Genomic DNA, 13,183 nt, shown 5'->3' with positions numbered 1-13,183 from the left:
TCAGACGATCAGCGGCCGATGGCGGCGATGTCCAGCGAGAACACCGGGTCGTACTTGACCTCGCCGACGGCCGAGCCCGAGACGACCGAGGCGGCCGGCTGGAACAGTGGGACGATGACGCCCGCCTCGTTGTGGAGGGTCTGGAACTCCTGGTAGAGGCGCTCGCGCTCTCCGGCGTCCGTCTCGACGGACACCTGCTGCATGACCGCCTCGAGCTCCGGGTCGCTGCCTGCGGCCCAGCCGGCGCGGAGACCGACGATGCCGCCGGGGCCGAAGGCCAGGTAGTCGGCGGAGTCCGGGTAGTCCGGGTTCCACAGCCACAGGCCCATCTGCTCCGTGCCGGCGCGGTAGCTCTCCAGCGTGGTGGCGATCGGACCGGGGGTGAGGTTCACGGTGATCCCCACCTCGCCCAGCTGTGCGGCGATGCGCTCCGCGAACGGTCCCATGCTCAGACCGTTGCTGGAGAAGTCGCTCGCGTACTCGAGCGAGACGGTCGGCGTCGTGCCGAGCGATGCGACGGCCGCCTTGGCGCGGTCGACGTCGCGCTCGACACCGGCGTCTGCGCCGAGCGCCCCGAGGAAGCTCGACGGGACGATGCCGTAGGCCCGCTCCGCGCCTTCGCCGGCCAGTTCGAGGATGGCGTCGCGGTCGAGCCCGTACTTCACGGCCTCGCGGAACGCCGGCGTCGACGTGACGTCGGAGACGCCCGCGTCGGCGTTGAGGAAGAGGAAGAACATGGTGGGCGACTGGCTCGTGCTGACCACGACGTCCTGGCCCAGACCGCCGATCTGGTCGGAGCCGAGGTCGAGGGCGACGTCGGCCGTCCCGCTCTGGATGTCCATGAGCTGAGCCTCGGCGGCGGCGTTGCGCAGCACGACGCGGTCGTACTTCGGCTTGTCGCCCCAGTAGGAGGGGTTCGCCACGAGCACGGTCTCGGTCGTGGTGTCGAACGATTCCAGCATGTACGGGCCGCTGCCCGCGGACGTCTTGTTCAGGAACGCCTCGGCCGTGTCGGACTCCGCTGCGCCCTCGGCGTCGGTTCCGCCGTTCTCGGTGACGAGCGCGCTGTTGACGATGCCGAGCGTCGGGCTCGTGACGATCGCCGGTATCGCGGTGTTCGGCACGTCGGAGGTGATGACGACGGTGGTGTCGTCCGGCGAGGAGACCGTGAGGCCGGTCATGAGGAACGAGCCGTTGCCCTGCACGTTCTTCACGCGGTTCAGCGAGTAGACGACGTCCTTCGCGGTCAGCGCCGTGCCGTCCGAGAAGGTGATGCCGTCGCGGATCGTGAAGGTGTACTCGGTGGCGTCGTCGTTCACCTCGAACGCGGAGGCCACGCTCGGGAGGGGCTCCTCGGCGTCGCCGTCGGCGAAGGTGAGGAGGCTGTCGTAGACGGCGTGCAGCACGATGCCGCCCGTCGTCTCGAACATGCGGGCGGGGTCGGCCGTCACGAGGTCGAACGACTTGTCGATGACGAGCGACGAGCCGCCCTCGGGCTGGGTCGTCGTGTCTGCCGGCGCCGCACAGGCGCTGATGACGAGGGCTGCGGCCGCGAGGACGGCCGCCATCCCTGCGAGGCGGGCGGGACGTTTCACTGTGGATCCTCCTGTGTGTGCTGCGGCGACGCCTCGGGCAAGACGTCCTCGTGGTTGTGGATGATGAGCCAGCGGCCGTCGCGGCGCTGCCAGACGGCGGTGTTGCGCACCCGCTCGGGCGCGACGGCGGCGTCGGTGAAGCGCACCGCGAACGTGTGACGGACGAGCGCGATGTCGCCCAGGATGTCGATGACGGGGTCGGTCACGTCGATGCCCGCCACGGCGTCCACGCTGCCGGCCGGTCGGCTGTCGCGCAGCGCGTTGAGTCCGTCGAGGCCGCGCACCAGAGGCTCGTGCTCGGTGTCCCAGAGCGTGACGTCCTGCGCGATGTAGGAGTCGGCCCGCGCGCGGTCGGACGACATGTACGCGTCGTACATGTCGGTGACGGCGGCGGTCAGCCACCGCACGTCCTGGTCTACGTGGTCGGAATCGGCCATGTGCATCCTCGCTTCGTTGTCCAAGACGCTACACATTGAATATCACATGAAAAGTCGGGACACGTTACAGGCGCGTGTTAACGACATCTATACCGGAACGTGACTTACAAAGCGCGGTATATCGGATCTCACGGCCGTACAGATGCGGAGTCGGCACGTCAGGCCCCGACGATGTGACGGCCGGAGGCCAGCGGGTTCGCTGCGCCCGGACGCACGGCGACGAGCTCCATCATGGCCGCGTCGCGTGCGCGCACGTTCTCATCCCAGGATCCGTACGGGAGAGCGTTCTCGATGCTCGCGGCGACCAGCTCGACGGTCTCGGGCGACCAGGGGTCGTCTGCACCGCGCTCCAGACCCATGCGGGCGTAGACCGGGCCGAGGACTTCGGCATGACGACGGAGTCCGCCGCGCGTGTTCAGCTCGCTCGTCGCGAACGGCCCGATCAGCGACCAGCGTAGCCCCAGACCCTCCCGCACGATCGTGTCCAGGTCGACGGGTGAGACGATCCCGTCCCGCACGAGGCAGTACGCCTCGCGTAGGAGGGCGCCCTGCAGGCGGTTGAAGACGAAGCCCTCGATCTCCTCGTTGATGAGGATGGGCGCGATGCCGCAGCCCTCCAGCAGCGCGGAGGCGACGCGGGTCGCCCTCTCCGAGGTGAAGGGGGCGGGCACGACCTCGGCCACACGTAGGAAGAACGGCGGATTGCCGGGATGCACGACCAGGCACCGCTCGCACCCGGGGAGTCCGACGGCGAACCGCGAGGTCTCGATGGTCGAGCTCGAGCTGGCCAGCACGACGTCGCGCCCGGTGATCCGGTCGAGATCGGCGAACATCCGGCGCTTCGCCTCGACGTCCTCTCCGATGCACTCCTGCACATAGCCGACGCCCTCCACGGCCTCCGCGAGCGTCGACCACACGGTGATGCGCGCCGCGGCCTGAGCCGCCGAGCCCTCGAGGACGCCGGCGACCTCGAGTCCGGAGAGGATGACCGTCACCTCGGCGGGCACGAGCGCGCGCCGCGCGGGGTCGATCTCGAAGATGCGGACGGCGCGGCCCGCGCCGGCGAACACCGTCGCCCATGCCACCCCGATGCTGCCCGAGCCGATGACGGCGACCGCGGCCACCGCATCGCCGGTGTCGACGCCGACGGCCGCCCCCGCGGCATCCATGCCCTACAGGCCGATCTGGCGCGTGACGTCGTCGAGTTCGTCGATGACGGCGCCGATGCGCGCGAGCCGCTCCTCGCCCTCCTGGCCCAGCTGGGGGAAGGTCGTCAGCGGCGGACGCACGTCGCCCATGGGGTACCCGGCCCGTGCTGCGAGCCGCTTCGAGTAGGCCTGGTGACCGTACGTGGGGTGGCCGGCGGCGATGATCGCGTCGAATCGCTTGATGAGCCCGTCGATGCGCCGCGCCTCCTCGATGCGACCGGAGGTCAGCAGGCCCCAGATCCCGGCGGACGCGCGCGGGATGTAGTTGCCGTAGGGGTTCACGTAGCCCTCGGCCCCGAGGAGGAACGAGTCGACGACCCGCTCTCCGGCGTACACGGTGATCGCGTCGCCGGCGAGGTCGATGACGTCGCGGACGCGCGCGATGTCCTGCGACGACTCCTTGATGTAGGAGATCGTCGGGAAGTCCTTCGCGAGCCGGGCCACCAGGGCCGCGCTCATGTCGACGTTGGAGGTGACGGGGTTGTTGTAGAGCATGATGGGCAGGTCCATCGCCTCGACGATCGCGGCGTAGTGCCGGTAGATCTCGTCATCGGTCGGCGTGTAGTAGTACGGGGGCACGATCATGAGACCGTCCGCGCCGAGGTCGCGCGCCTCCACGCTCTGCGCCACGGCCTTCTTCGTCGACGCGTCGGCCGTGCCCACGAGGACCGGGATGCGGCCGTCGATGTGCCGGACCGTCTCGTCCACCAGCAGGCGCCGCTCCTCGGGCGTCACGGTGAGGAATTCGCCGGTGGTGCCCAGCATGATGATGCCGGGGACGCCCTCCTCGAGCTGCCAGTCGAGGAACGCCTTGAGCCGGTCGACGTCGATCCGGCTCAGGTCGTCGGTGAAGGGCGTGACGGCGACCGTGTACGACCCGGAGAAGGTGGCAGTCATGAATGACCTCTCTGCGAACATGTGTACGTACTGTGAACACCAGGATACGATGTAAGCATGTCAAACCGGAAGTCGGATGTCGAGGTGTTCGACGTCGCCGTCGTCGGCGGCGGTGCGAGCGGCTGCGCCACGGCGTACAACCTGGCCACGGCCGGGGCCTCGGTGGTCGTACTCGAACGCCACGACCTCAACACCGAGGCATCCGGTCGCAACGCCGGCAGCCTGCACGGTCAGATCCAGCACGAGCCGTTCCTCGAGGAGGGGGAGGACTGGGCGCGCGCCTGGATCCCGGCGCTGCGGTTCCTCGCCGATTCGCTCGAGATCTGGGATGGGCTCAGCGACGAGCTGGGCACCGATCTCGAGGTCGCCAAGCGCGGCGGCATCCTCGTGGCCGACGACCCCGCGCAGCTCCCCGCGATCGAGCGCAAGGTCGCCATCGAGAACAGCGCGGGCATCAACAGCCGCATGCTCTCGGCGAGCGAGATCCGCGAGCTCGCCCCCTGGCTGACCGCCGACGCCGTCGGCGGCGAGCTCTGCCCGATCGAGGGCAAGGCCAATCCCCTGCTGGTGGCCCCGGCGTTCGCGCAGCGGGCGACGGAGCGGGGCGCGGTGCTGCGCGCCGGTTCTCCGGTCGAGGGCTTCCGTGAAGAGGGCGGCCTGCACTACCTCCGCACGCCGCGCGGCGAGGTCGCCGCGCGCACGGTCGTGCTCGCGGGCGGCGACGGCATGCCCGCCCTCGCCCGCCACTTCGGCATCGAGCTGCCGATCTCCAGCGGCGCGGTGCAGGTCAGCGTCACGGAGCGCATGGAGCCGATGGTCTCGCACCTCGTCTACTACGCGGGAGGCAAGCTCACCTTCAAGCAGGCCAAGGCCGGCACGCTGCTCATCGGCGGCGGGTGGCCGGCGCGGCAGAACGCCGCGGGCGAGTGGGTGGTGAACCCCGAGTCGCTCCGGGCGAACCTCGCCATGGCCGTTCGCATCGCGCCGTCGATCGCCGACATCTCGCTGCTGCGCACGTGGGTCGGGATCGGCAACGGCACGCCCGACCACAGCCCGATCATCGGCGCCGTCCCCGGACGACCGCGGGTGATCCTGGGCTTCTATCCCTACATGGGCTTCACCGCCGCGCCGCTCATGGGCCGGGTGCTGACCGACCTGGTACTGGAGCGCGACCCGGGGCGCGACCTCACGCCCTTCGCGCCCGACCGGTTCTGAGCGACGGCGCAGGCCGGACCGGGGTCAGGGCGCGGCGAGAGCGTGGGTCGGGGCGCCTCGGCAGCGTCGGGCAGGGCGCGGTCACGTCGCCGATCAGGGCGCGGCGACGTCGCCGATCGGCACCGGCTTGACGGGTGCCTGGGGGGCGAACCCGGAGCGCTCCGCGGCGGGCACACCGGTCAGGCGCGCCTGCATGTCGGTCAGGACCGGGCCGCAGTAGCGACCCTGGCACTTGCCCATGCCGGCGCGCGTGATGCGCTTCACCGACCCGGGAGCCGAGGTGCGATCGGTCATCGCGGTCACGATGTCGCCGTGACAGGTGCCCTCGCACCGGCACACCACGGTGTCGGGCTCGGCGAGCTGATCGGTGAGCACCGGGGCGGCGAACAGGGCGTTGACGCCCCGCTGGAAGGCGAGGTGGCGCCGGGCCGCCCGCAGGCTCTCCGCGTCGGTGCGCAGAGGCCGGCCTGCGAGATCGGCCGCCACGGCTTCGGCGGCCAGAACGCCTTCGGCCTGCGCGAACTTCGCGCCGCGTACGCCGGCCGCATCCCCGATCGACCACACGGTGGGCATCGAGGTGCGGCCCGTCTCATCCGTCGCCGTCACGAGGGTTCCCCGGACGGCGTCGAAGTCGTGCCGGGCGCCGAGCCCGCGGGCGAGGTCGTTGCTCGGCAGGAAGCCGTAGCCCAGGCAGACGGCGTCGACCTCGAACCTCCGGCGCCGGCCGTGCGCGCGGCCCTCCGCGTCGACGGCAGCCACGGTCGCACTCGACACCCCGTCCCGGATGTCGCCGTCCATCCGCTCCACGACCGCGCCCGTGATGATCGGCACGCGACGTGCGGCGAGGGAGGCGAGGTAGCGGATGCCGTCGCCGGTCAGGGCGGGGGCGTTGCGGGTCATCGTCAGTCCGGCGGCTGCGCGCAGGGGTGAGAGCATGCGCGCGGCCTCCACCAGCGCCACCACCCGCACCCCGGCGCGCGCGAGCTCGGCGGCGAGCTGGATGTTGAGCGGACCGTTGCCCGCGATGAGCACCCGGCTCCCGGGCGCCACCTGCTGCGAGCGCAGCAGCGACTGTCCGGCCCCCGTCGTCATGACGCCGGGCAGGGTCCAACCGGGGATCGGCACGCCGCGCTCGTAGGCGCCGGTGGCGATGATCACGCGGCGGGGCCGGATGATCCACCGCTCCGCCGCCGAGCGGGCGAGGAACCGGTCGGCGTCGAAGGCCGCCCACACCGTGGTGCCGAGCAGCATCCGCACGCCCGCGGTCTTCGCGGCGTCGATGAGCCGGCGGCCGGCGACGTACTGGCCGTCGAGCCGCGTCTCATCCAGCGCGAACGCGGGGTCGGGCTGCTTGTAGTACTGCCCACCCAGCTTGGTGCGGTCGTCGGTGACGAGCACGTCGAGCCCGTGCGCCGCGAGCGCCGTCGCGGCGGCGAGCCCGGCAGGACCGGCGCCGATCACGAGTACGTCGGGGGCGATCTCGGACTCGGGGCGCGGAGCGTCGGGCGGCTCCGGCGCACGCCGCTTCACCGGCTGGGTATCGATGACCTGTCCCGCGCGGGCGGGCGTGACGCAGGCGAGGGAGCCTCCGCCGCCGTCGACCCGGACGGTGCACTCGTGGCACACGCCCATCCCGCACCAGACGCCGCGCAGTCCCCCGGTCCCGTCCTCGCGGTTGCCCCGCTCACCGGCGGCGAGCATGGCGGAGGCGATGGTGTCGGTGGGGCGGACGGGCACGTCACGGCCGTCGAAGGTCATGTCCCCCGACTCCTCGGGCGATCCGATGCCCGGGGACGTTATCCTCATGCTCGCTCCTCGTCTCACGCGGCCAAGAGTGTTCACAATACGAACGACTGGTCGCTGAACGAACATACCGTCTAAGCTGGTGAGCGTCCACACCTGACATCCATTTCACCGCACGGAGCCTGCTCCGTCGCCGCAGCCGGAGGCACGCCGTGACCGATCTCACCGACCGCACCATCCTCGTGACCGGCGCCTCCAGCGGCATCGGACTGGCCATCGTCCAGCGGCTCGCCGCGACGGGTGCACGGGTCATCGCCCACGCGAACACGAACCCCGACGGCGCACGCCGGGCCGTGGCATCCTTCCCGTCCGGAAGAGCCCACGTCGTGCAGGCCGACCTCGGCGATCCGGCGGGCGCGGGCCGGCTGTGGGAGCACGCGGAGGCGTGGGCCGGTCGCATCGACGTCGTCGTCCTGAACGCGGCGATCATGCCGCGCATCGAGCTCGACGATACCGACGAGCGCTGGCAGACCGTCATGGAGCAGGCTCTGCAGGTCAACACGCTCAGCCAGCTGACGCTGATCCGCCGGGCGCTGGCGCACTTCGCGGAGCACGACGGCGGCACCATCGTCGGGCTGAGCAGCTGGGTGACCCAGCGCGGCAGCGGTCACGCCAACCTCGTCGCCTACGCGGCGTCCAAGGCGGCGACCGCCGCCGCGATCAAGACGATCGCGCGCACCCATGCCGACCGGAACGTGCTGGCGTACCTGATCGCGCCCGGTGCGGTGGACACCGGGATGTCGGCAACGGCCAGCGCCGACCGCGGCGGCCGGGACGAGTTCCTGCGCGCGCTGGCGATGGGCGAGATGGTTCCGCCGGAGGAGATCGCCGAGCTCGTCGCGCTGCTGGTGTCGGGCCGCGTGCGCCACCTCAGCGGAGCGACGCTGGACATCAATGGCGCGTCGTATATCAGGTGATGGGTAGGGTGAGGACGATCACGCACGACGTCCGCCGGTCGAGGGAGCCCCGCCATGCAAGCCAGAGAGCCCCATCAGCCCTCCGGTGAGTTCGTCCAGTCCCTCGCCCGCGGTCTCGCGGTCATCCGCGCGTTCTCCGACGAGCGCACCATGCTCACCCTGGCCGATGTCGCCAAGATCGCAGGACTCAGCCGCGCCTCCGCGCGTCGGTCGCTCCTCACGCTCGAGACGCTCGGGTATGTCGGGATGCAGCAGAACCGCTTCTACCTGCGGCCGCGCGTCCTCGACCTCGGCTACGCGTTCCTCTCCTCCTCCTCGAGCGTCGACGTCACGCAGGACCACCTGCGCCGCCTGTCCGCACGCATCGGGGAATCGTGCTCGGCCTGCGAGTACGACGACGGCGACATCGTGTACGTGGCGCGGGCGGCGGCCGATTCCGTCATGCCGCTGCGCGTCAGCATCGGCCGGCGCATTCCGGCCTTCTGCACGTCCACCGGACGGGTGCTGCTGTCGGCCATGCCGCCCGACGAGCTCGACGAGTTCTTCCGCGTGTACCCGCGCGAGAAGTTCACCCCGCTCACCGTCACCGACGAGGGAGAGCTGCGAGAGCGCATCGCCGAGGTGCGCGCGCAGGGCTGGGCGGTCAACAACCAGGAGCTCGACCTCGGCGCCCGCTCGATCGCCGCGCCCGTCGTGGACAGCCGGACGGGCGCCTACATCAGCGCGGTGAACATCACCGTGTCGACCTCCCGCGTCTCGGTCGAGGAGCTGGTGGAGCAGTGCCTGCCGCTGCTGCTCGAGACCACCCGCCAGATCGGCTCCGACATCGCCCTGATGGGCCAGCAGCGCTGACGCGTCGCCGCTGACCGCCGCGGCGGTCAGGCCTCGGCCGCGTCCGCCCGGGTGTTCAGGATGCGCGAGAGGAACTTCTTGGTGCGCTCCTGGGTCGGAGCATCCAGTACCTGCTCGGGGGGTCCCATCTCCACGATGCGACCGCCGTCCATGAAGGCGACACGATCGGCGACCTCGCGCGCGAAGTCGATCTCGTGCGTGACGACGATCATCGTCAGCCCCTCGGAGGCGAGCCGGCGCATCACCGACAGCACCTCCCCCACCGTCTCCGGGTCGAGCGCGGAGGTCGGCTCGTCGAACAGCATGACCTTGGGCCGCATCGCCAGGGCGCGGGCGATGGCCGCCCGCTGCTGCTGCCCGCCGGAGAGTTGGCGCGGGTACGTGTCCTCCTTGCCCTCCAGGCGCACCCACTCCAGGAGCTGCCGGGCGTGCGCCTTCGCCTCCGCGCGCGGGGTGCCCAGCACCTGGATGGGCGCCTCGATGATGTTCTCGAGCACCGTCATGTGGCCGAACAGGTTGAAGCTCTGGAAGACCATGCCGATCTCGGTCCGCTGCCGCGCGAGCTCCGCCGGAGCCACCTCGACGAGCTGACCCCGCGACTCCCGTACACCGACGATCTCGCCGTTGAGGCGGACGACGCCGCCGTCGGGGCGCTCGAGATGGTTGACGCAGCGCAGGAGGGTGCTCTTGCCCGAGCCGGAGGGACCGATGATGCAGACGACCTCGGCCGGGTACACCTCGAGCTCGACGGCGTCGAGCACCTGGAGCGGTCCGTAGTGCTTGGAGATCGCCTCGAGCTGGACGATGGGCGCGGTGCGCGTCATGCCACCGGCTCCTTCCTGGGGACGTAGCTGGAGTGGCCGGTCCGCGACATGAGCTTTCTGAGCTTGGTGAGATACGTGTCGGGCGCGGTGCGGCTGGCGCCCTTGGCGTAGTACTTCTCGATGTAGTGCTGCCCGACGGACAGCACGGAGGTCAGGAACAGGTACCAGATGCAGGCGACGACCAGCAGCGGGATCGTCTCGAAGGTGCGGGCGTAGATCACCTGCACGGTGTACAGCAGCTCGCTGATGGCGATGATGCTCACGAGGCTCGTGCCCTTGAGCATGGAGATGACCTGATTGCCGGTCGGCGGCACGATGACCCGCATCGCCTGCGGGAGCACCACGCGGCTCATGGCGCGACGACGCGACATGCCGAGGGCGGCGGCCGCCTCGCTCTGACCGTGATCGACCGACTGGATGCCGGCGCGGATGATCTCCGACATGTACGCGCCCTCGTTCAGCCCCAGGCCGAGCATGGCGGCGACCATGGAGGTGATCACGGAGTTGGTGTCGACCTCGAGGAACTGCGGCCCGAAGGGGATGCCGATCGACAGGCTTGGGAGGAAGCTGGCGAGGTTGTACCAGAACAGCAGCTGCACCAGCAGCGGGGTGCCGCGGAAGATCCAGATGTAGGCGTCCGCCGCCACGTTGAGCAGCAGGCTGCGGGAGATCTTCATGAGGGCGAGGATCAGGCCGATCAGACAGCCCAGGATCATCGCGACGGCCGTCAGCACCAGGGTGAGGACGACGCCGTTGAGCACCTTCTGGTTGAAGAGGTAGAACCAGACGGTGTCCCACTTCATGGCGTCCGCGGTGAGGAACTTCGAGACGATGTCGAGGATGATCAGCACCACGACGATCCGCAGCACCCAGCCGCCGATCTTCCCCCACATACGTCGCGAGTCCGAGATCCGGACGGTCTTGGCGGTGTCGCGCCGGCCGATCTGAAGGGTCGCGGTCAGCGGCCCCCGCTCCGCATCCCGCGGCGGCGGAGAATCGTTCGTCATCATCGGAGTCCTCTTCCAGGGGAGATTCGGTCAGGCGCGGCGGGCGGCCGGAACGGTGAGGGACGTCATCGCCGACCATCCGCCGTCGATTTCGAGGCACGATCCGGTCACGTGGCACGACCGGTCGGAGGCGAGGAACGCCAGGGCGTCGTCGAGACCCTGATCGTCGGGACGGAGGGTGTTAACCCGCACCCCGTGCTCCCGGAGGTCGGGCGCGAGGCGTCCGACGAGACGGTCGAGCGCTGTCAGGTTCGCCAGCGCCTCCGGCTCGTCGTCCGAGGCCCGGCCGACGGCGATGATCGACCCGCGGCCCCGTGCCGTCATGGCGGGCGCGAAGACGCGGATCGCCTCCCAGCACTCCCCCGTGTCTCGCGGCGAAGCGCTCGCGCAGTGCACGAGCACGTCCACCTCGGGGAACTCCGCGGCCACCGCGCCGAGTGCGTCGGCATCGCACGCGCACGCGGTGCGGAGGGTGAAGCGGTCGTCACGGCCGTACCCGGCCTCGAGAGCATCGCCGTCGCCGTCGGTCACGACCACGCGCGCCCCCCGCTCGGCCAGCATGCGGGCACCGGCGCGGCCGAGGTCGCCGCCGGCGCGGATCACCAGCGCCGTGCGTCCGGTCAGATCGAGTGGGTTCATGGTTCCCTCAGCCCTCCGTGCTCCGGCGTCCGGTCGATCGGACGCCGGAGCACGGCGAGGGCAGGCCTGGCTTACTGGGATGCCGCGGGGTTCGCCTCGGCCTTGTCGACGAGGCCGAAGTCGATGTCCCATGTGGCGAGGATCTTCTTGTACGACCCGTCGTCGATGAGCTTGTTCATCGCGGCGGTGATGGCCTCGGTCATGCCCGAGTCCTTGCCGACCGCGATGCCCTCGAGGTTCGGCTGGTAGTCGAGCGGCTGGATCTCGAAGCCCTCGACGCCGCCGCCGTCGCGCAGGAGCCAGCTGAGCTGGCCCTTCGCGGTCATGAACGCGTCGATGCGGTCGGACGACACCGCCAGCTGCGCGGCCGCCTGCTGCGGGAAGGAGTCGATGGTCGGAGCCTCCTTGCCCGCGCTCTGGCACAGGCTCTGGATCTCCTCGATCTGGATGAGGAACGCCGAGCCGGCCAGGGCGCCGATGCGCAGCCCGCACAGGTCCTCCGGTGCGGAGATGCTCAGGCCCGCGCCGTCGCGCGTGATGACACCGGTCGTGCTCTCGTGCACGGCGACGATGTCGACGACGTCGAGGCGCTCCTGGGTGACGATGATCGACGCCCACGACGTGTCGTAGCGGCCGTTCTGGATGCCGGGGATGAAGGTGTCGAACGCTCCGGAGACCTCGGCCTCGAAGGACAGTCCGAGCACGGCGGCGACGGCGCGTCCGAGATCGGGTCCCCACCCGGCGAGCTCGTCGTTCTCGTCGAGGAACGTGTCGGCGGGAGCGTTGTCGAACTGGATCGCCGTCAGCTTGCCGCTGGATGCGACGTCCTCGGGGACCATCGCGGCGATGTCCGCATCCTTCGCGATGCTGACGCCTGCGACCTCGACGTCTCCTCCCGCGGATGTCCCGCCGGCGGGGGTGTCGGAGCCTCCGGCGCAGCCGGCGAGCGTGAGGGTGACGGCGGTGACCGCAGCCAGACCCAGGAGACTGCGGCGGAACGGCGAGTGTGTCTTCATCGAAAGCTCCTCGGGTGGGACGGGGGCGAGCCGGACGTGACCGACGTTCGCGGTATGGACAGGTGTTCGTTCTACGCACGAGTGTTCACTATGCGTTCGAACGTGTCAACTGTCGATGAGGACCGATGCGAACTCGAGACCCGCGCCCCGGCGCGCGCGGGCCCGCCGCGACGCACGGCGGAGCGGCTGCGCACGCCGGCCCGGCGGCGCGCGCCACGCCCCCGCCGCGATCAGCGGAAGGAGGACACCACCGCGTTGCGGTGGTAGTCGAAGATGATGTTCGTCCGGGTGGAGGCGACGCGGTCGTGGCCGGAGATGTGCTCCACGACGAAGCGACGGAGAGAAGACGAGTCGGCCACCGCGACGTGCACCATGAAGTCGTCCACGCCTCCGAGGAAGAACACCTGGACGACCTCGTCGAAGCCGCGCGCGTGGTCGGCGAAGTCGATGATGCTCGCCTGCCGCGCCCCCGGCCGCAGCGTCACGCCGACGAGGGCCTGCAGCCCCCGCCCCAACTGGGCCTGGTCGATGCTGGCTGTGAACCCCGAGATCAGCCCCCGCTCGACGAGCGCCCGGAGGCGCCCGTGCGCGGTGGACGGGGCGATGCCGACGGCGGCGGCGAGCTCGCTGTTGGTGATGCGCGCATCGGCGCTGACGGCGGCGATGATCCCCCGATCCGTGTCGTCGATCACCGCAGCCTGTCGATTCTTCGTCTGATCGGACACGACGTACCTTCTCCCCCGAAGCGATGTGTCGATTGTGCCAGATCCGCC

13 protein-coding genes are annotated in these 13,183 nt (G+C 70.4%); 3 read left to right on the top strand and 10 right to left on the bottom strand.

Translation table 11 applies throughout. The features are described 5' to 3' along the window. Positions 1–8: 8 nt before the first annotated feature. The 4 genes from ABC304_RS08335 to ABC304_RS08320 all read right to left on the bottom strand — a co-directional run bounded on the left by ABC304_RS08335 (position 9) and on the right by ABC304_RS08320 (position 4,137). Positions 9–1,595: an ABC transporter substrate-binding protein gene (locus tag ABC304_RS08335; protein WP_412930136.1), complete on the bottom strand. Its 1,587-nt coding sequence runs from the start codon at positions 1,593–1,595 to the stop codon at positions 9–11. Continuing rightward, the gene (locus tag ABC304_RS08330; protein WP_412930135.1) at positions 1,592–2,032 is read right to left on the bottom strand and encodes a YybH family protein; all 441 of its coding nucleotides are present in this window, start codon (positions 2,030–2,032) and stop codon (positions 1,592–1,594) included. Before ABC304_RS08330 ends, ABC304_RS08335 begins: the two co-directional genes overlap by 4 nt. A 158-nt stretch (positions 2,033–2,190) precedes the next feature. Next, positions 2,191–3,201 (bottom strand): 3-hydroxyacyl-CoA dehydrogenase, encoded by a 1,011-nt coding sequence (locus ABC304_RS08325; RefSeq protein WP_412930134.1) that lies wholly within the window; start codon positions 3,199–3,201, stop codon positions 2,191–2,193. A gap of 3 nt (positions 3,202–3,204) precedes the next feature. Next, positions 3,205–4,137 carry a dihydrodipicolinate synthase family protein gene (locus ABC304_RS08320; protein ID WP_412930133.1) on the bottom strand — a complete coding sequence of 311 codons (933 nt, stop codon included), beginning with the start codon at positions 4,135–4,137 and terminating at the stop codon, positions 3,205–3,207. Positions 4,138–4,194: 57 nt separating this feature from the next. On the opposite strand from ABC304_RS08320, the gene ABC304_RS08315 reads away from it, so the two are divergent. Further along, positions 4,195–5,352, top strand: coding sequence for an NAD(P)/FAD-dependent oxidoreductase (locus ABC304_RS08315; RefSeq protein ID WP_412930132.1), 1,158 nt, complete (start codon positions 4,195–4,197; stop codon positions 5,350–5,352). A 93-nt stretch (positions 5,353–5,445) separates the two neighbouring features. Here the strand turns inward: ABC304_RS08315 and ABC304_RS08310 are convergent, their stop codons facing one another. Next, complete coding sequence (locus ABC304_RS08310; protein ID WP_412930131.1) at positions 5,446–7,158, bottom strand: FAD-dependent oxidoreductase; 1,713 nt, start codon at positions 7,156–7,158, stop codon at positions 5,446–5,448. Between the two features lie 149 nt (positions 7,159–7,307). Here ABC304_RS08310 and ABC304_RS08305 point away from each other — a divergent pair, with 149 nt between their 5' ends. Continuing rightward, positions 7,308–8,072, top strand: a complete 765-nt coding sequence (locus tag ABC304_RS08305) for an SDR family NAD(P)-dependent oxidoreductase (protein ID WP_412930130.1) — start codon at positions 7,308–7,310, stop codon at positions 8,070–8,072. 54 nt (positions 8,073–8,126) lie between these two features. Continuing rightward, positions 8,127–8,924: an IclR family transcriptional regulator domain-containing protein gene (locus tag ABC304_RS08300; RefSeq protein ID WP_412930129.1), complete on the top strand. Its 798-nt coding sequence runs from the start codon at positions 8,127–8,129 to the stop codon at positions 8,922–8,924. Positions 8,925–8,950: 26 nt separating this feature from the next. Here ABC304_RS08300 and ABC304_RS08295 read toward each other — a convergent pair whose 3' ends face one another. The 5 genes from ABC304_RS08295 to ABC304_RS08275 form a co-directional block, all read right to left on the bottom strand. After that, on the bottom strand, positions 8,951–9,748 hold the full coding sequence (locus tag ABC304_RS08295) for an amino acid ABC transporter ATP-binding protein (protein ID WP_412930128.1): 798 nt from the start codon (positions 9,746–9,748) through the stop codon (positions 8,951–8,953). Further along, positions 9,745–10,758, bottom strand: a complete 1,014-nt coding sequence (locus tag ABC304_RS08290) for an amino acid ABC transporter permease (RefSeq protein WP_412930127.1) — start codon at positions 10,756–10,758, stop codon at positions 9,745–9,747. Before ABC304_RS08290 ends, ABC304_RS08295 begins: the two co-directional genes overlap by 4 nt. Positions 10,759–10,785: 27 nt before the next feature. Next, entirely contained in the window at positions 10,786–11,394 is a 609-nt protein-coding gene (locus ABC304_RS08285; protein ID WP_412930126.1) for an SDR family NAD(P)-dependent oxidoreductase, read from the bottom strand. A gap of 71 nt (positions 11,395–11,465) precedes the next feature. Next, positions 11,466–12,410 carry a transporter substrate-binding domain-containing protein gene (locus tag ABC304_RS08280; RefSeq protein WP_412930125.1) on the bottom strand — a complete coding sequence of 315 codons (945 nt, stop codon included), beginning with the start codon at positions 12,408–12,410 and terminating at the stop codon, positions 11,466–11,468. 230 nt (positions 12,411–12,640) lie between these two features. Continuing rightward, entirely contained in the window at positions 12,641–13,135 is a 495-nt protein-coding gene (locus tag ABC304_RS08275) for an Lrp/AsnC family transcriptional regulator (protein ID WP_412930124.1), read from the bottom strand. Positions 13,136–13,183 lie beyond the last annotated feature (48 nt).

It is taken from the genome of Microbacterium jepli (genome assembly GCF_047237905.1).
Lineage (GTDB): Bacteria > Actinomycetota > Actinomycetes > Actinomycetales > Microbacteriaceae > Microbacterium.
Note: the sequence above shows the minus strand (reverse complement) of the source record. Positions and strands in the feature narration are given on the sequence as shown.